The following is a 17,923-nucleotide window of genomic DNA, read 5'->3' on the forward strand; positions in this document are numbered from 1 at the left end:
GCCTTCCTCTACGCCGCCGCTGCCCTGGTCCTCATCAGGCGCATCGCTCGTTACGCATGAGATTCAAGACGGGCTCTTAGGGATTTGAAGAAGGTCTCGATGGCGGAGTTGTCGTAACAATTGCCCTTGCCACTCATCGATGGACGCAGGCCATAGACCTGCAACTTTTTCTGATAATCATAGGAGCAATATTGGCTGCCGCGATCCGAATGGAAAAGGCAGCCCTCAGGTGGCCTGCGCAGCCGGACTGCCATGTCGAGCGCCCGGATCGCCAGGTCCTTGTTGGCTCCGCCGCCCTTCGGGTCATCCTGTCGCTGACCGCCCAGCCAACGACACGCCGGCGATGCAGGTCGAGGATGACGGCGAGATAGAGCCAGCCTTCGGAGGTCCAGATATAGGTAATGTCGCCGGCGCATTTGCCGTTGGGCGCATCGGCCGCAAAATCACCGTCCAGCCAGTTCGCGGCAACGCCCAGGCGATGGTGGCTGTCCGTCATAACCTTGCGCTTGCGCGTGCGGACCGGCTTGATCCCGTTGATGTTGGCTTCGCCGCTCTTCGGGTCATCAGTCGCCCGACCCGGCGCTCTCCGACATCGAGCCCCACCTCTTTCAGCTCCATCGACATGCGAGGACGGCCATAGCTGCCAAGGCTCAGGCTATATTGTTCCCGGATATGGGCCAGCACCCTCATGTCCGTCCGCTCCCGGCGACTGATCGGCCGCGAACGCCACGAATGATAGCCACGCTCGCTGACCTGCAAGACCCGGTAAAGCAGTTCAACGGGCCAACGGTGCCGCCAGCTATGCACAAAAGCGAACTTCACAACTTTTGGCTCGCTAAGAACTGCGTGGCCTTCCTAAGAAACAGCCATAGCGGGCTCTGGCGGCAGTTCCTGGAGCGAGAAGCCGAAGGCTTTGGCGCGGCGCTGGAGATTGCCGATCACCCGGCTGCGGTACCGTTCTTCATATTGGGTAGCACCGGGATCATGATACGCCATGCCGTAGCGCAGGCAGTTGTAAAAACAGGACAGCGATCTTGCGCGCGGTGGCCGTGACGGCTTTCGCCTTTCCGGCTCGGGCAGATAGCCGCCGGTAAAACGCGCCCAGGGCGGTGTCGCTGCGACCGATCGTGGTTGCAGCCAAGCGCAGAAGTGGCGCCGCACGGCTCGATGAGCGTCGCGTTTTCGACGAGAGCAGTTTGCCTCCCGATATCTTGTTACCCGGCGCCAAGCATAGCTATGACGTAAAGTTTTTGGAACTGGGCCATGCCGCCAAGTCGTTGCCGCACTCACTGATAAGTTTGAGCGCCAGCGACGGACCGATTCCATGGATCTGGGTGAGATCCACGCCCAGCACGCGATAAAGCGCGGACCGGACCTCGAAGTCAGGGGTATTCACCTGTCGTCTTTTGGTTCGGACCTTGGGAAGGTGGCGGACGTCCTGCCCCCTGCCGATCTCCAGTGCCTTGAGCGCGACCTCCAGCTTGCGATCGCACTCAAGAATCTTGATCTGGTAAAAGTCGTACAGCGCCAGCGACTGGCAGAGAGATGTGCTCGTCCCGCCAGTTCCCTGACAGAGCAGCGCAGATTTTCTCGACGGACGCATGACATCGGATGTCGCGCATTTCCGCCAGCGTGATGGGCGTGCGTTCCCCTGCTACAATAGCCCTGATGATCCGCATGCCCGTAACGCTGGTAATATCGGAACCGACGTGATGGAGTTGCACATTCACCTCCATCAACGCCTTCTGCATATGCTGAATGTGCGAGGCGGCATATTCGATCAGTCGCTCACGCCGCCGGAGATAGGCACGCATCGTCGCCACGCCTGCCACGGGGCGGAAGCTCCCCCGCAACAACCCATAGCTGTGAAGGCGCTGCAACCAGGCGGCATCGCTGACATCGGTTTTGCGACCGGGTACATTCTTGGCGTATCGCGTATTCACGAGGATGACGTTGAAGCCGTGCTGCTCCAGCACCTCATAGGCCGGTATCCAGTAAACACCGGTGGATTCCATCGCTACGCTGGTTACGCCGCACGTCTTGAACCAGCGGGCCATCTCATGCAGGTCGCCGGTGAATGCGCCAAATGCCCGCACGGGATTATCGTCCGCCCGCGATTTGATGGCCGCCATATGCATGGTCGAACCGATGTCGATGGCAGCCGCGCCTGGGTTCACCATCGCCAATGCGGCCGTGCTCGGCATGCTCGGCAGCCAGCCGGCCCGCGTGGAAGATCGACACACGCCCGGCGCTGACTGTCACCTGCACGGTTTCGCCCACCAGGCGCCAGGGAACACAGTAAGCGTTCGTATCGATCTCGACGGCACAGTCGCTGTGCACCTTGCCCACCAACTCGCGGAGTTGCCGGAACGGGGGCCGGCGATCCAAGGGCTTGAGCTTGCTGGCCTCGTCACGGACAAAGCGCTGAAGCGGAGGCTTACCTGTCGAGCCATGACAATGCAGATCCGCGATCTCGCGCATCCACCAGGCGAGATGCTGCTCCAACGCTTCCATGCTCGTAAAGCTGTGACCCGCCAGAGCGTTGTTTTTCACATAGCCGACGCCGCGCTCATCCTTGCCCTTCGTGCGCGCTCGATATGGCGCACACGCCCGCGGTCGGAAGCCCCAGTAGCGTGAAGGCATGTAGCCGATCATTGAACACAACTTCCCGCGTCACCGCGTCGTGGCGGGTGATCAGTGCCGCCGTATTATCCAGCAGCACCTTTTCGGTGACGCCGCCAAAATGGCGAAAGGCTGCCTCCATGCCATCGAACCAGGCCGACTGGCGCTCATCGCGGAATGCCATCGTGAAGGGCGGCGGGAGCAGACGCGCTTCTCGCCGAAATCAATCTGCAGATGATGACCCGGCGGCGTCTCGAAGCGCATAGTCGCGCGCGCCTCCGCCGCCAGCTGCTGGCGAAAGCCAAAAACCGCACGCTCGACCGTCCGCAAACTCGCGACGATACCATGTTCGCGCGCCAGATCCTGCCGAACGAGATCGGCGTTGACCCTATGCCGAAAGAACCGCTCACGAAGCCATGCCTCATGACCGGCCAACATTCCGCGGGATGCACGATGTTGATAGGGCTGCCATCGGCCCGATCCCAGGTAGCGCTTCACCGTCGTGCGTGAGCAACCCAACTCTCGCGCCAGACTCTTGCTGCCCCAGCCCAGCTTCCTCAACCTAAGCATCGCATCCCTCCGCAAACCGCCTGCGGAGATCGTCTCATCATCCATATTCATCTGTCCCGTCCTTCTATCGAAGGGGCCAGTTTTCAGTGACGACAAGGGGTCAGTTTTACATGTCGCCTGACATGTGGAGGTGATGTGCCGTGTCCCCCGGGTGAGTGAGCACGGCTATCCCCACGTTCATGATGCAGCACGTCTCCGAACCGAAGCATGTCCGCGGCTTGCCCAAAAGAGGCTCCCTCGACAGGATTTTGGGTGGCGCGAAGACAACTTTCCCGGAATGTGCCTGGTACCGAAAGCCCCACGCTGGCCTGCAACGTGGGACTCCCGGGAGCTTCCGCTCTCGCCCGACATATGCTCCCGCTCTTGCCGCTTATCCACCTATTAAGGGCGCTAGCTCCCCTGGACTAGACCTTGAAGGTTCATTTCCCCTCGATCGGGAAACCCTGCCTTCTCGGTTCTCCGCATTAAGAAAATTCTGCCAGTTTTAGAGTAGCTGGCTGATCGAGATTTGATGAGGCTGAAAGGTCTTGGCCACGCCCACAACATCACCGCGCGCCGGGGGTCTAAGCCTTTTTCATCATTGCCGACGATGTTTGGTATTAAGTAGCATACTAACCTTTAGGGAAGATGTGCGGCAATAATTGAAGTACGGACAGGCTGACCGAGGCAGGTAAACGATGCGCAGAGCCGAGATGATCAAATGCCTCCTGGGATCCCATCAATGGCCTGGGCGATGGACACGCCGTGGGCCGGGGAGAGCCGTTTTGCGGGGCTCCTATTTCGGCAGCTACGAAGCCTGCTCACGCTGCGGAAAGGAACGCCTGTGCGACTGGGACTATGGCACTTCGCCAAAGGGTAGCTAGGCTGGAATGTGTTTCAAGATGTTGGGCGGTAGGATCGTGGATCGCTCATCGCTCCCAGATACTGTTCTTGCACCAGTTTTGACTTAACTGACCACTGTCGCAGAAAGGGCGTTTGTGCGGTCAAAACCCATGTTCCGCTTCAGGACGAAGTGCTTCCTCTGCATTATGGCAACTTTGCCGGTCGCAGCAGAAATTGGCGCTTTGGCTCATGCTCCGATCAGCAAGATGTCCGGCTATAACGACGACACGTACAAGGCTCTCCAGACAGCCAGGAGAGTCGTCAACCTTCGTGGCCCGCAAGCATTTGAGCGTGTGAAATTTATGCCGCCGGACGGGATCGGTGGCGTCGCTCTCGATGCCCGCGGCGCCACCTTCATGGTAGCCAATAGCCGTAATCCGAAGCCCACCGCTGATCAGGACTGCGATCAGGGAAATTTGCCAGTCAACCGATACCCCCTGTTGATAGAACAGCAAGAGCGGACCGCCATCATCGGTGGCCTGTTCCTCGGTCTGGTGCCGCAATCGTCCGAATGGCGAGCAACCTATTGTAACAGCTCGGCGATCACTTTCGTGGAAGCTCCCGGAGGTGTCGTCGATGGCGTAAGGATCACCGGCGCGTGGGATGCAATCCGCGCTAGCCGCGGGTCGCCCGGCCTGCTGGTCGTCAACAGCTGGATAAGTAATGCGCGTGACGACACGCTCGAAAACGACTTTCTTCAGAGTCTGACGATCCGCGATACTCTGGTTGACGGAGCGTTCCAGGGCATCAGCGTCAAGCCGAGAAAAAACAGCGACATGGGGGATGCCAGCAACCAGACGGTCACGCTGTCCGACGTGCTGCTTCGTCTGCAGGAGTATAATTACAAAGAAGGTCGGCGGTTCGGCGCCTTGGCGAAGAGCGACCAGCGCGCACCGCGATTTCGGGTAACAAATTCCATCGTCGCGGTGGATTACGCGGGCGGCGGATCCTATCCGCAATTCTGGGCGACCAGCTGGTCGAAGCTAACGGGGTCATCCAATAATTTGTTTCTGTGGCTCTCGGACGCACCCATCCCCGATTTCGTCCCACTCCCTCCGTCCAGCTTCCGCGTGCTGAAAGGACAAGCGGCGAGAGACGCGTGGAAGCAAGCGAAAAGCAACTGGATCAATTGCCATCCCAAGCTTGCTCGCCTCCCATCTGATCCGCGTTCGAACCCGGATGCATGTGTTCCGAACAGTTGGGGCGGCTTCACAAATTAACCGCCCTGGTCCTGCCCGGGCCTCGCCTCACTGACATCAGACGCGCGGATCAGGAGAAAAACCAGTCACTGCCCAGGCGGACCTCGTACAGATGGCCGTCATTGACCTGGTCGGTATGATAATCGGCCACGTACAGGCTCATCAAATTGCCATCGTTCGGATCGCTGCTGGGGGCATATTCCATACCCTTGATTTTCATGCCGCTATAACCGGATGAAAATACATCGATTGTGGCCTCGATATCGCCCTGCGCGTTCATCACCCAGATCAGCTTGGAGGCGCCCGAGGCAACGAAATAGAGGTCATGCACGGGATCGTAGGCCAGCGCCTCCGCATCGGTCATGACGGATGGGAGCGGAACCGCGTTCACGAACTTACCCTGATCGGTGAGTTCGATCATCTGCTTCAATGTTCCGTCAAGCTCGTGAATATGTCCTGTCAGCGGGTCAATCTTGAGGTCTTCGGTATCGAGATAGCCGAGCTGTCTGGTATCGAAGGAACCAAGCTTGACGGTCGGGTTCGTCGGCGAGACCCAGTACACCGAGTATTTGTCGTCGTCCGAAATGTACAAGTAACCGTTGTTTGGGTTGTAGGCGAGCCCGGTTGGTTCCTTGGTGAAGGAATTGAGGCTGTAATTGGTGTCGTAGGTCCCATCGAGTTTCAGGGAGAACAGGTTCGTCGGGCTGAAGAACGGACTCTCGTCATGCTCGGAGTCGGCAACGAACATTCTGCCAAGGCTGGGGATGTAGGCCAGGCCCGATGGATCGCTGATACCATACTGGCCATTGCTTCCGTCCTGATAGATGGACCCATCGTAAAGATTATAGCCGTGGATGACCGACGGCGTGAGCGTCGGCATGGCGGGCACGACAACGTCGTCGTCGATGATATTGCCGGTGGCGACCGGGGTAGCAATCTTGGCGTTAGTGACCGAATTGATCTGGACGTTGAAGTCTTCGAGGCGCTCGCCGACAGTATCGTTGACCAGAGAGACGTCGAACGACTTGGTGGTTTGCCCGGCCAGGAACGTCAACGACTGGACCTTCGCGACATAGTCGCTGCCGGCGATCGCCGTGTGATCGACCGTGCTGACGTTCACCGTGACGTCCTGGGTCGATGCCTGACTGAGCGACAGGTTGAAGGTGATCTTGCCGCTATCCTCGGCAGCCGGCGCAACCGCGCTGATCGACACCGTCGGCAAGGTTGGGGGGGGCGAGCTTTGTTGAGTGTAAGTGATCGTCAGCACCGGATGCACCGCGCCTTGCGCCGACGAGAAGTCCCAAATATCGGTAGTCGTAGGGTTAAACAGCCAGCCAAGGTTCGCCGCATTCTGCCCGGCGGACGTGCTCGCTGCGGCATTCCAGGCGATCAGGCTATCCGTCACGTCTATGACGTGCGTTCCCAAAGCGACGCCGCCGATGGCAAGGCCCGTCGCGGTCGCCTCGACGCCGTCGGTCTGCACGCCGTTGCCAAGGCTACTCCAGGTTGATGTGTCGCTCCAGTTGACCAGCATTCGATTGAGGGTGCCGCCATTGGTGGAGGCGCCCGTAGCCTCCAGTTGGAGAGTGGCCGACACGATATGGGCTCCCACGGGAATCTGCCCCGGACCCGTGCCGAACAAGCCGCCGAACTTCAGGAGAACCTGCTCGTTCTTACCAGACTCCAGACCGGAGCGGAGCACGAACGAATTGGGATAGGATGTCGACGACACATCCTGTTTCAGCATTGTATCGATGTTGCCGGAATATCCATTGGCGCCCTGGCTAAAGGTCACACTGACGGCGCTGGGACCATTCGACTGCGAAGGTGCAACCGTAACATTCACATTCCCCTGATCGGTCCCGCCCGCACCGTCCGAAACGGTGTAGGTGAACGCATCGCTGCCGCTATAGTCGGCGGCGGGCGTATACAGGACTTTCCCGCTCTGGATCTGGACGGTTCCGTGAGCGGCGGTACCCAGGGCGCTGATAGACAAGGGATCACCGTCGATGTCCGTATCATTCGCAAGGACGTCGATCAGGACCGGCGTGTTTGCATATGTGGCCGCAGTGTCGGGGTTGGCGACCGGCGGTCCGTCATTGACCGAAGCGATGGCGATGCTGACCGTCGCCTGATTGGAGGTCAGGCTTCCATCGCTGGCCGTGAATTTGAAGGACGCCGTGCCGTTGAAGTTGGCTGCGGGATTGAAGCTGTAATTGCCGGTCGTCGCATCGACTGTCACCGATCCGCCGACCGCGGAGTTCGCGACAAGCTTGTAAGTCAGCGTAGTGCTGTCGACGTCGGTGGCCGTCACCTTTCCCGTGATCGGGCCGATATCTTCGGTACCAGACGCGCTTGACGACAGAGCCACCGGGGCGTCATTGACGTCGGTGACGGTTATGTACGCCGTTGCGGTGCCGGTGGAGAAGGCGGTCTGACCGCCATCAATCGTCGCATCGACCTTGGCGCCCGTCGATCCGCTGGTCTGGTCCCAGGCATGATAGGTGAAGTTCGCCGTCGTGCCATTCGCGCCGTTCGGGACAAAGCGAACATAGTCCGACGACCGGAGCAGCAGTGCGGAGCCCTCGCTGACTGAGGCTATGGACGACCAGGTGGTTCGGCCATCGATCGAATATTGCCACTGGCCATTGCCGGAAGCGAGGTCCGTAATCGCGATCCCGCGCAAGGCGCTGGAATCAATATCGGTAGAATTCAAAAATGACGATACCGAACGGCCAGTGTTGGTGGTCTGATCTTCGGTGATCGTGCTGAAGGTTACCGGGTCGGAAGCCAGCACAGGCGCGTCGTTGACGCCCGTCACCGTGAATTTCAGCGTGGTGGTGCCGGAACTGCCACTCCCAGTGGCAGCATAGGTGAAAGTATCGCTGGCGGTCGACCCTGCTCTCAACCGTTCGGCCGCGTCGGTGAGTGCGGTGTAGGAATAGGTCCCGTCAGACATGATGGTGAGCGACCCATAGATTCCATCAATTGTCACCCCGGCGGTCGGAACCAGCAGGAAACCGCCGCTGCCGAATTTGATCTGCGTGACCTGATTGGCAAGGCTGTCGTTCAGAAGGACATTGCCGCTGGTGCTGCCATCCTCGAGGACGGTATTGAAATCGGAACGTAGTTTGAAAGTGGCCATGATATCGTTCCGCTCCTTTCCGTGATCGCGCGGCGAGGCAAATGTCCGGGGTTGTAAACGGGTAGACGGCCAGAATTCGACCTGCGGCGGGCCAAGTCAAATTACCTAGGGATATAGACCCTTTTAGACCCTCGACTGGCGCTATGGGGGGCTGGCGCAGCGCCAATCATCGCGTAAGATATAAACAGTCACAGCGCCCGATTTTCGGCGGCCGGTTTCGGAGGTGATGCGGTGGGGCAGAAAATTCTTTCCTCAAGCGATCATACGCGACTCGAAGCGTTGATCGCTCACAACAGGATCGCTCCTTTCCCCCCGACAATCAGCACCCACGATACCGATCTACGTCCCAGTTCTATCGAGCTGATGTTGTTCGCGGAATTAGATCGGCAGGGCATCCGCTACTGCCATTGGAAGAGCAATATACGACTGGACAAGACGCTTTGCGGGCGTGAGGATATCGACCTGCTGGTCCATCCCAGCGATGCGGACGCCTTTCAGCATGTCATCAACCAGTGCGGGTTCAAGCTTGCAATTTCTCGTCCCGGGGCTGGTCATGCCGGCGTTTTCCATGCCTTGGCTTGGGATCCGCACATCGGTCGCCTGTTGGATCTCCATACCTATCATCAGTTGGTGAGCGGTGACAGCTTCGTGAAATCATTCAGGTTTCCGGTCGAAGAGGATCTTCTCGCCCGCACCTCATTGTTGATGGATGTGCGTGTTCCCCACCCGACATCGGAATTGGTGCTGTTTCTGCTCAGAATATTGCTGAAGCACATCAGCATCGTCGAGACCGTCAAGGTGAATGGTCACTTCGACGAATGCAGAGATGAGTTGGCATGGCTCCTGGAGAGGAGCGACATCCATGAAGCAGCGGCTCTTTGCGAGGATTGGTTCCCATCGGTTCGGATTCCGGTGCAGCGAATGATCGATTGCATCGCGAGCGGCACCGTTGCCCAGCGCGTGGCAATGGGCATGAAGGTCGCCTGGGAACTAAGGCATCAGAGGCGGCTGGGTCATGTCGCGACTGGGTTCTCCCGCATCGTGAGAGTTGGCAAACATTACGCGATGCGCATTCGCTCCCGGCGCAATCTCTCGTTGCTCAGCGGAGGTGCGTGGATCGCGCTGGTGGGACCTAAAGGGACGGGGAAATCCACCCTGGCAAAACAGGTGGCGCAGAAGTTGGGGAAAAACCTCGACGTGACAACGATACATCTCGGCAAGCCTCCGGTAACCTGGTTGTCCTTCCTGCCCAGATTGTTCGTGCCGGCTGTTCGAAAGGCGCTCCCGGATGAACGGCTCAGCGAGTATCAAAAGCCGGAGCGTCGCGCTGAACGACGATATTCCACCATCTTTGTCATCGGCAAGTTGCTCGTCGCCCATGATCGCCGACGGCTTCTGACGCGTAGCATGCGGATGATTTCTTCAGGAACGATTGTAATTTCGGATCGGTGCCCGGCAACAAACGCCACAGGTTTGGATGGCAGCGCGTTTGACGACCTTTCGATCACCCAGGCAAGTTCTTCTTTTCAACGTTGGCTGATGGAGTGGGAGCGCTCCATCTATCGCAACCTGCCCAAACCCCGGCTCGTTCTGAAATTGAGTGTGCCGATCGCGACGGCGATCGAACGGGATCTCGCTCGATGCAAGCCCGGGGGCCCGGATCCTGCCGCCATCCGGCGCCGATGGACGCTCGAAAGTGAAGCGGAGTTCGCAAAGTCCGCCGTCTGTGTCATCGACACCGGCGGTGATCTCGAAGAAACCGTCCAGACAGCCACGACGCGCGTTTGGCAATCGCTATAATATTGGTCGAGCCAAGGCGGACAGCCGCGCATTATTCTCCCATCAATGCTCCTTGAAGGAGTGTTCCATGGCGCCCATCAGCGGCTCGAAGGCATATTGCAGTGCGGTGCGCTTGCGGAGCGGGATCTCGATACTGACGGGTATGCCGGCCTTGAGAGCGCCCGGCCCGCGTAGTTCCTCGATCTTGTGGAGTTCCGAGAGCGGCACCCGCACCGAAGCTGTGTAATAGGATTCCCCCGTCCGCTGCTCTGTGAACGCATCGGCGGACACGCGCGTGACGCTGCCTTCCAACGCGGGAAGCGACCGGTCATGCAGCGTGTAGAAACGGACATAGGCTAACTGTCCGGGCTCCAGATCGTCGGCGTCATTAGGCGACACCCGCGCTTCGACGGTCAACGGCATGCGATCCGGAACGATGTCCAGCAGCTTCTCTGCGGGCCCGATCACCCCGCCGGGGGTGAATATCGTCAGCCCCACCACCGTTCCCGTAGCCGGCGCCCGGATGTCGGCGCGGTCGACCTCATCTCGTGCCGCCGCCCATTTCGGCAGAACGTCGGCCAGGCTGGCATTGACGTCGCGGATTTCCGAGGCAACCCGTTCCTGATAGCTGCTCCTGGCTTGCAGTATCTCCAGCTGGTTCTGTCCGACCTGGCTCGCGCTCGCGGCCGCCGTCGCCCGATCCTGGGCGAGCTGGCCCTGGAGATCGGCCCTGGCCCGTTCGAGCGCCCGAATGCGGGTCTTCGGCACGAAGCCCTTTGCGGCGAGGCCGCGAAGCCCTGAAAGCTCTTCGTTCAGGAGGCCGATCTGTTCCTGGGTGGTCCCCGCTCGCTGCTTGTAACCACGGCCCTGGCTGGTCGCCTGGCTGGCTTGTTCGCCCAGCACGCGCTGCTGGGTGGACAGCACCGCCGCGCGGGCGCGGATCTGCGTCGCCTGGATGCTCAAGGCGCGATCTGCGTCGACTCGGTCCTGCCCCTTGAGGCTGGCAAATTCGGGCGGCGGAATGATGGTAGGCGAGCCCGCCTCCTCCGCCTGCAGCCTTGCCCGTTGCGCGAGCAGCGAGATGGCCTGGCCAGCCAGCGCTCGCTCTTGCCCGCGTGCTTCTGCCGCGACAAGACGGATCAATATGTCGCCACGGCGCACCTTGGCGCCTTCGTGGACATGAATGCTCGCGACCACCCCTCCCGTCGGGTGCTGGACCGATTGACGTTGTCCGGAAACGACGAGGTGCCCTGAGGCGACGGCTGCGGCGTCGAGCGGCGCCACGGCGGCCCAGCCGAGAAACAGCACGAAGAACAGGATGATGAGGCCGAGCCCTATACGGATGTCGTAGTTCGGGTCCGAGCCTGACCTCGAGCCTGGTTCAGGCAATGCCAGTGCCCAACTTGCGAGCCCTGCCGGCGATAACATGTTTCGGGTTCGAATGTTCACGGGATCACCCATTGGCCGCCGTCCGGGGGCGAGCCGGCGGCGAAATCTTGTGCAGCACTTCGTCGCGCGGACCGATCCATGCAAGCTGGCCGTCGCGGATGACGATCAGCCGGTCGACGACGGGCAATACGCTCAAGCGATGCGCGACCACCAGGATTGTCTTGCCCGCAGCCTTGAGCTGTTCCAGCGTGCGGATGAGCTGCGTGTCGCCCTCCGCATCCAGGCTGGCGTTCGGCTCGTCCAGGATGATGTAGCGCGGTGAACGGAAGAGGGCTCGGGCAAAGGCAATGCGCTGCGCCTGGCCGGCCGACAGGCCACGGCCGCCAAGCTGGAGGGGATGGTCGTATCCGCCGGGCAGCGACAGGATCATCTCGTGCGTACCGGCCAGCTTCGCCGCAGCGATCACGTCATCATCGATGCTTTCGTCACCTTCACCATGCCAGGACCGGAAGCGGGAGATATTGTCCTTGATCGTGCCGGCCAGCAGCAGCGTTTCTTGAGGCATGAAGCCGATGTGCGCCGCCAGCTGCTCCGGATCCCAGTTCCGCAGCTCGGCGCCGTCGAACCGAATGTCTCCGACGGTCGGGCGTATTGCCCCGGCAAGCGCGCGGGCGAGGGTCGACTTGCCCGCGCCGCTGGGCCCGACAATGGCGACCACTTCACCCGGTTCGATGCGGAAACTGACATTGGCAAGGATGACTTTGTTATCGGGCGCAGCAACGCCCAGATGTTGCGCCTCGATCCGGCCCTGCGGATCGGGTAGCTTGGTGAGTGCAATGTCTGGGGGAACGCCGCCGAGAAGCTCGTCGAGAAGGGTGATCGCTCCGCGCGCTTGGACGATCGAGCGCCACCCGTTCACCAGTTGGTCGATGGGCGCCAGGGCGCGGCCGACGATGAACATGGACGCGAAGATCGAGCCCGGACTGATGGATGCGGTGATAGCCAGCAGCGCGGCCACGCCCAGGGCGATAGACTGCAGCAGCAGCCGGACGAACTTGGATTCGGCGCCAAGTCGGGCCGAAGCGATGCCCGCCTCGGTTTGTAGCGACAGCGCATGTTCCCTGTCGACGCTCTGGGCATGGACCAGGGCTTCGCGCAGTCCAAGCGCGCGGACGATGTCGGATGATGCCACGGCCGTATCATAATTGGCATAGGCCCGGGCGGACGCGATGTTCGCCTGCTGAAGTGACTCTCGCGTCGCATTTTCGTTGCGCCAGGCCAAGAAGGTGATCAGCGCCGCGCCAATGACGGTCAGCACGCCGACCCAGAAATGGATCAGGAACGCAAGCAGGACATAGATCGGGATCCAGGGCGCATCCAGCGCGCCGAGCATGGCGGGACCGGTGATGATGTTGCGCAACTGGTCGAACTCGCGCAGGGCCTGGCGTGCAAGCCGCGGACGCGTGTCGCCCTGCAGGAAAGTGGCCCGCATGATCCGGTTGGCCATATGCTCGTTGAGGCATGCGCCCGCCCGGACGAGCAGCCGCGACCGAAGGGCGTCAAGCGCCGAGAGGGTCACAAGGGCAAAAACCAGTACCAGGGTCAGGAACAGCAAGGTGACCTGTCCCTTGGTGGGAACGACCCGATCATACACCTGCAGCATGTACAGCATGGGCGCGATGAACAGCAGGTTGGTGCCGGCGCTGAACAAAGTCGCATAGGTGAAATGACGGCGGCATGAAGCCAGCGTCGCTTGGACGGTGAGGCTGTTCCGGAAGGCCTGAGGCAGGATCAGCAAAATATGTCCCTCATCTTGGCCGGAGACTTTGGAGCGCAGTCGCTCCCAGGTTCACGCGCCTTGAAAAAACAGGGCACGCCTGGAAAACCAGGGGCGCCCTGCACTTTACGTCTCATCGACGTCAACCACATCGGTGGGCCAAATCCAGCGTGGAAAAGGCCCCGTCATTTCAGACAACGAAGATGTCGTATTTGGTCAGGTCCAGGTGAGCCGACAAATGCGCAACCGCAATGGCAGCGCCCGCGCCATTGCCGTCAGCATCGTAAGACAGGACCCCGGTATGGCTGTCGTACAAGACATGATCATTTGAGTCATTGGCAACCACACCGTCACCATGCTCGAAGTAGGTCCCGGCCAGACGTTGAGGGCTGCTCATCGATCCGGAGCCGAGCTTCGTGAAGATCGCATTGTCGAGATAGAGGGCGTCTTCGGCCGTGTTGAAGTCGGTGATCGTGGCAACGCCATGACCGAGCGCGGTGTCGAAGACGAACTTGTCATGACCGGAGCCGCCGGTCAGCATGTCGGCGCCGCCCTTGCCGAAGATCTTGTCGGTTCCGGCAAGCCCGTTGATATAGTCAGTTCCCGAAGTGCCCACCAGCGTGTTGGCGCTGCTGGTGCCGGTGATCGTGTGAGGATCGGTGGTCGTCGTCGTGGTCGTGGTTGTCGTCGGAGTGGAGCTCGAGGTCGTCGGGGCCGTGATCGACGAGGTGGTGCCTCCCCCCGGAAGCGGTGGCAGTGGCGTCACGTCCGCGTAAGGCGTGCCGTCATGGTTATCGAGCCACGCCGCCTTGCTCGCCGCCCAATAATCGCGCGCTTCCTGGCCCTGCAATATGGTGAAGCCGGCCGGCGGCTTGGGATAGGTGGACGGTAGCGGCGTGTCCGACAGGTTCAGGAAGACATTGCCATGCGATTCCACGACATTGTCCCATGCGAGCTTGAGCCGGGCCTGACTCGCGTGGTTAGGATCCTCGATGGCGATCACGCTGTTGACGATCCGGATGTCGGGGGTCGTTTGCGGCGCGCCGGTATCCGTCTTGAACGGGGAAACGTGCGTCATCTCGCCCTTGAAAAGATAGGACTCCATGCGCATGAACACGCCTTCGAGCTTAACCGTGTTCATCGAACCATCATAATGGTTGGCGTCGCCCAGGCTGATGCCCGAGAAGACTCCGTCGAACAGACTGTCGCGAATGGTGCCGCCCATCACATAATCATTCTCGACAGCATCGTCCCGCGCATTGGTGACGTGCGTATCGTCGATCAGGAAATTGCTGGAACCGTTGGCAATACGGATCGCGTCCCACGTCTTGTCGAGGCGCCAGTCGTCGATGACTACATTGGGTGCATTTTCGACGCGGATTCCGGCGGAATTATTGTAGGTATATTGCCAGTCGGAGTCCTGGGGCACCTGCCCCCAGATATGACCGCCCTTGATCAGCAAGCCTGAACCGGCGCCGTTGACCTTGAAGGGGTACGTATTCAGCGCACCCGTGCCCGATGTCGTCGAGTGGGTGGCGTCAGGATAATCGATAGTGCTATTGTCTTCGATCCACGAAGCCTTGGTTGCATCGATAACCGATCCCGCAGCCAGGTTCGAAACACTGTAAGGAGTATAGCCGTAATCCTGCGTAAGAGTGATATACGTCATGCTTAAAATTTCCTTTGCGACCAAACACTTTCTGCGATCAGCTCTTTTTTATAACTAGGCTCGCGAAGTGTTTTTTTATCTCTACAAACAGACTTTTCCGTGAATAAACCAAATAATAGTAAATATTTTTTGTAATATCAGTGACTTGCGACCAAGTTGATGCGCGAAACATCGCCTCAATCACAGGTGAACTGACACCAGGTGGGGTAATTGCGTGACACAAGACAAGCGGTCCCCGAGCCGCTGTCCGCGCGCCGTTCACACTTGGATCACCGCCCGTGCAAAGCCGCCGGAGGGATCGTGGAAGACGAGAGTGTCCTATTTGCTACATGACAGCGTGACAAGGTAAGCGAGCGCATGTGCAGCACAGTTCGTCGGAAAATTTCGCGCCTTTACGTCGATTCTATCGGCTTTTTCTTTGACCGAATCAGATCTTTTCTTCGAAAGTGGCGCGCTTATTCATTGAAACCAAAAGAATTTTCGTTGCATCGCGCATCGATGGATCGCCACCGCGAGCAAGCCCGGCCAGCCCTGGCGATTGCCTCGGCCGCCGGGCAGGCCCGGAACTTTATTCAGACAGAGCGCCGTCGCCCGTTTCGGCATGCGCCAGTGATGGGCCGGCGAACCGGGCTATGAATAATGGCTTGAGGCGCGGCAGAACCAATGTGAAGACCGCACCCGCATAAGCGGCGAGGGCCAAGATCAGGAGGATCAGCGCGTGCACGGGTGCGCCCAGCAAGGCAATGGCAGCCATCAGACCACAACCTAGGAGTGGACGCTGCAGAGCCCGGAACAGATCGGACATGGGAAGATGGATCATCCGCCAGAGAACGCATGCGTAGGCGAGGCGCGACACGCAATAGTGAAATAGGACAGCCAAGGCGGCACCAGGCAGGCCTGCCCAGCTGATACCCATCCAGAGCGCCGGGAAGGCGACCAGTATCAGGACGGCAAGGTTGATCCTGAAATCAACCTCGGGCCGACCGATGCCCCTCAATACCTCCCCCGGCGTGCCCGCAGAGGCGACCACCATGCTCGCCGCCGCAAGGATCTGGATCGGAACGATGGCGGCGTCCCATTTGGGCGTGAACAGGGCCGGGACGATATAGTGCGCGAACAGGATCAGGACCGTCGCTGTTGGAAATATCGTCATCGACATATAGCGAACCGTTCCGAGGTAAACCGTCCGGATATCCTCGTCGCGCCCCGCCGCCCTGCTGTAGAAGGGGAATACGGCTTTGCTGACAAGCCAGTAAACCTTGCCCCTGAGCGTCTCTGTCAGCAGGAATGCGATCGAATAGACGCCGAGCGCATAGGCGCCGATCAGCTTGCCGATAAGCAGATAATCGAGATTCTGCTGAAAGGAGATCAGCACGCGGGAGCCGACGATGAACCTGCTGTATGAACTAAGGTCGCGGAGAATGGACATGTTCATCCGCATGTGAGGACGCCAGCCTGAAAATGAAAAGGTGATCATACAAGTGCCGATGGCGGCTACGACCGTCTGCGCGACCAGGCTCCACACATTCGCGCCGGCAACAGCAAGCAGCACGGCGGCGACACATCCGGCCAGCGTTCCATAAAGATCAGCCATCGCGATCTGCTTGAATCGCATGCTCCGCGCCAACCGCGCTTCTGGCACAGCCTGCAGATTCTGGAACACGATCGCCACGCACATTGCGACCACGATGGGGGCGAGTCGCGGTTCCGCGTAGAACCAGACCACGAAGGGAACGCCGATCATCCACACAAGTCCGATCAAGGCGAACGATGCCAGGAACATAAGCCAGAACACGCTGTCGTACAGTAGCTTGGTGCGGTGATCCCGCTGCCGCTGGATCAGGCCTTGGCGAACGCCAAGATCGGCCACGATGATGATGATGGACGAAAAGACCACCGTCATGTTGTAGAAGCCGAAATGCTCGGGCAGCAGGAACCGGGCGAGAACAATCTTGGCGAGAATGCTCGAACCCTTGCCCACCGTCATCGCGACTGCGTTCCAGGCGACGCCTTTTCGGATCAGACGTTTTTCCGACTGCAATCGCCGTTGAGGAGCAGGTGCGGGAGCGGCGGGCAAGGCGCTCAATATCCCGTGCCGCGAAGGACCACTGGAATGGTCTTCAACAAAATTCGAATATCCTGTCCCACCGATTTGGTGCGCGCATATTCGTAATCGAGCTGCGCCCGGCCTTCGAAGGTTATCTTGTTGCGGCCGCCGACCTGCCATGGGCCGGTAATGCCCGGCTTCAATGAACAGTAAGCGGAAAATGCGTCGGTATAGAAATGCGCTTCGTCGGTGGCGAGCGGTCGCGGCCCGACAACGCTCATTTCGCCGCGTATCACGTTGAACAGCTGAGGTAGCTCATCGATACTGTAGCGGCGGAGAAAGCGTCCGCAATAAGTGATGCGTGGATCGTCGCGCAGCTTCCGGTCCCGCTTCCAAATCTCCTTTATGGCGGGCGAGGACTCCAGCAGTTCCCGAAGCAGCCGATCGGCATCAACCTGCATTGTCCGGAACTTAAAGCAATCAAAGATAACGCCGTCACGCCCGAAACGGCGCTGACTATAGAAGACGGGGCCAGGCCCGCTCATCACCACCATGATGGCGGCGGCGAGCATCACCGGCCACAGGATCAGCAGACACAACATCGCAAGCGTGAGGTCCATGCAGCGTTGTACCACCAACGCGGCGGCGTGTCGCGGCATCTGCTCGATCGTCCACGTCGTTGCGAAATGCGCCTCGTCGCGCGCCGGTCCGACCAGCCGGGTCGGCGGGAAGGGCGCAGGGTTGCCTGCTAAATTTTCAGAGACTTCGGTCCGACGTAGCGGTCTCGGCGCCATTTTATCGATGCGAGTAGCCATGCTTAACTCTCCGACAGTAGGCAAGTTGT

The 17,923-nt window shown here is 59.7% G+C and carries 11 protein-coding genes and 1 pseudogene; 2 read left to right on the forward strand and 10 right to left on the reverse strand.

Annotation, left to right across the window (positions count from 1 at the left end):
- Window positions 1-65 precede the first annotated feature (65 nt).
- The 4 genes and pseudogenes from AAC640_RS16915 to AAC640_RS18420 form a co-directional block, all read right to left on the reverse strand.
- Window positions 66-855 (reverse strand): annotated as a pseudogene (locus AAC640_RS16915) (IS3 family transposase); the annotation flags it as partial.
- Window positions 856-1,493: 638 nt separating this feature from the next.
- Window positions 1,494-2,180 carry an IS110 family transposase gene (locus tag AAC640_RS16920; protein ID WP_340268437.1) on the reverse strand — a complete coding sequence of 229 codons (687 nt, stop codon included), beginning with the start codon at window positions 2,178-2,180 and terminating at the stop codon, window positions 1,494-1,496.
- Window positions 2,101-2,514, reverse strand: coding sequence for a Mu transposase domain-containing protein (locus tag AAC640_RS18415; RefSeq protein WP_422795008.1), 414 nt, complete (start codon window positions 2,512-2,514; stop codon window positions 2,101-2,103). The genes AAC640_RS16920 and AAC640_RS18415 overlap by 80 nt, the downstream gene beginning before the upstream one ends.
- A 55-nt stretch (window positions 2,515-2,569) precedes the next feature.
- Window positions 2,570-2,806: a hypothetical protein gene (locus AAC640_RS18420; RefSeq protein WP_422795009.1), complete on the reverse strand. Its 237-nt coding sequence runs from the start codon at window positions 2,804-2,806 to the stop codon at window positions 2,570-2,572.
- A 1,414-nt stretch (window positions 2,807-4,220) separates the two neighbouring features.
- Between AAC640_RS18420 and AAC640_RS16930 the strand changes: the two genes are divergently transcribed.
- Window positions 4,221-5,294, forward strand: coding sequence for a hypothetical protein (locus tag AAC640_RS16930; protein WP_340268403.1), 1,074 nt, complete (start codon window positions 4,221-4,223; stop codon window positions 5,292-5,294).
- Window positions 5,295-5,343: 49 nt separating this feature from the next.
- Here the strand turns inward: AAC640_RS16930 and AAC640_RS16935 are convergent, their stop codons facing one another.
- Window positions 5,344-8,418, reverse strand: a complete 3,075-nt coding sequence (locus tag AAC640_RS16935; RefSeq protein WP_340268405.1) for an Ig-like domain-containing protein — start codon at window positions 8,416-8,418, stop codon at window positions 5,344-5,346.
- A gap of 231 nt (window positions 8,419-8,649) precedes the next feature.
- Between AAC640_RS16935 and AAC640_RS16940 the strand changes: the two genes are divergently transcribed.
- A complete protein-coding gene (locus AAC640_RS16940) occupies window positions 8,650-10,218 on the forward strand; it encodes an AAA family ATPase (protein WP_340268407.1) in 1,569 nt (522 codons plus the stop codon).
- A 42-nt stretch (window positions 10,219-10,260) separates the two neighbouring features.
- Here the strand turns inward: AAC640_RS16940 and AAC640_RS16945 are convergent, their stop codons facing one another.
- The 5 genes from AAC640_RS16945 to AAC640_RS16965 form a co-directional block, all read right to left on the reverse strand.
- On the reverse strand, window positions 10,261-11,586 hold the full coding sequence (locus tag AAC640_RS16945; protein ID WP_340268409.1) for an HlyD family type I secretion periplasmic adaptor subunit: 1,326 nt from the start codon (window positions 11,584-11,586) through the stop codon (window positions 10,261-10,263).
- Window positions 11,587-11,650: 64 nt separating this feature from the next.
- Complete coding sequence (locus tag AAC640_RS16950; RefSeq protein WP_340268411.1) at window positions 11,651-13,384, reverse strand: type I secretion system permease/ATPase; 1,734 nt, start codon at window positions 13,382-13,384, stop codon at window positions 11,651-11,653.
- Window positions 13,385-13,553: 169 nt separating this feature from the next.
- Window positions 13,554-15,032, reverse strand: a complete 1,479-nt coding sequence (locus tag AAC640_RS16955; RefSeq protein WP_340268413.1) for a calcium-binding protein — start codon at window positions 15,030-15,032, stop codon at window positions 13,554-13,556.
- A gap of 568 nt (window positions 15,033-15,600) precedes the next feature.
- Window positions 15,601-17,118, reverse strand: coding sequence for a lipopolysaccharide biosynthesis protein (locus tag AAC640_RS16960; protein WP_340268415.1), 1,518 nt, complete (start codon window positions 17,116-17,118; stop codon window positions 15,601-15,603).
- The gene (locus AAC640_RS16965; protein WP_340268417.1) at window positions 17,115-17,894 is read right to left on the reverse strand and encodes a sugar transferase; all 780 of its coding nucleotides are present in this window, start codon (window positions 17,892-17,894) and stop codon (window positions 17,115-17,117) included. The genes AAC640_RS16960 and AAC640_RS16965 overlap by 4 nt, the downstream gene beginning before the upstream one ends.
- Window positions 17,895-17,923 lie beyond the last annotated feature (29 nt).

Origin of the sequence: Sphingobium mellinum, from assembly GCF_037860795.1 — a bacterium.
GTDB classification, from domain to species: domain Bacteria; phylum Pseudomonadota; class Alphaproteobacteria; order Sphingomonadales; family Sphingomonadaceae; genus Sphingobium; species Sphingobium mellinum.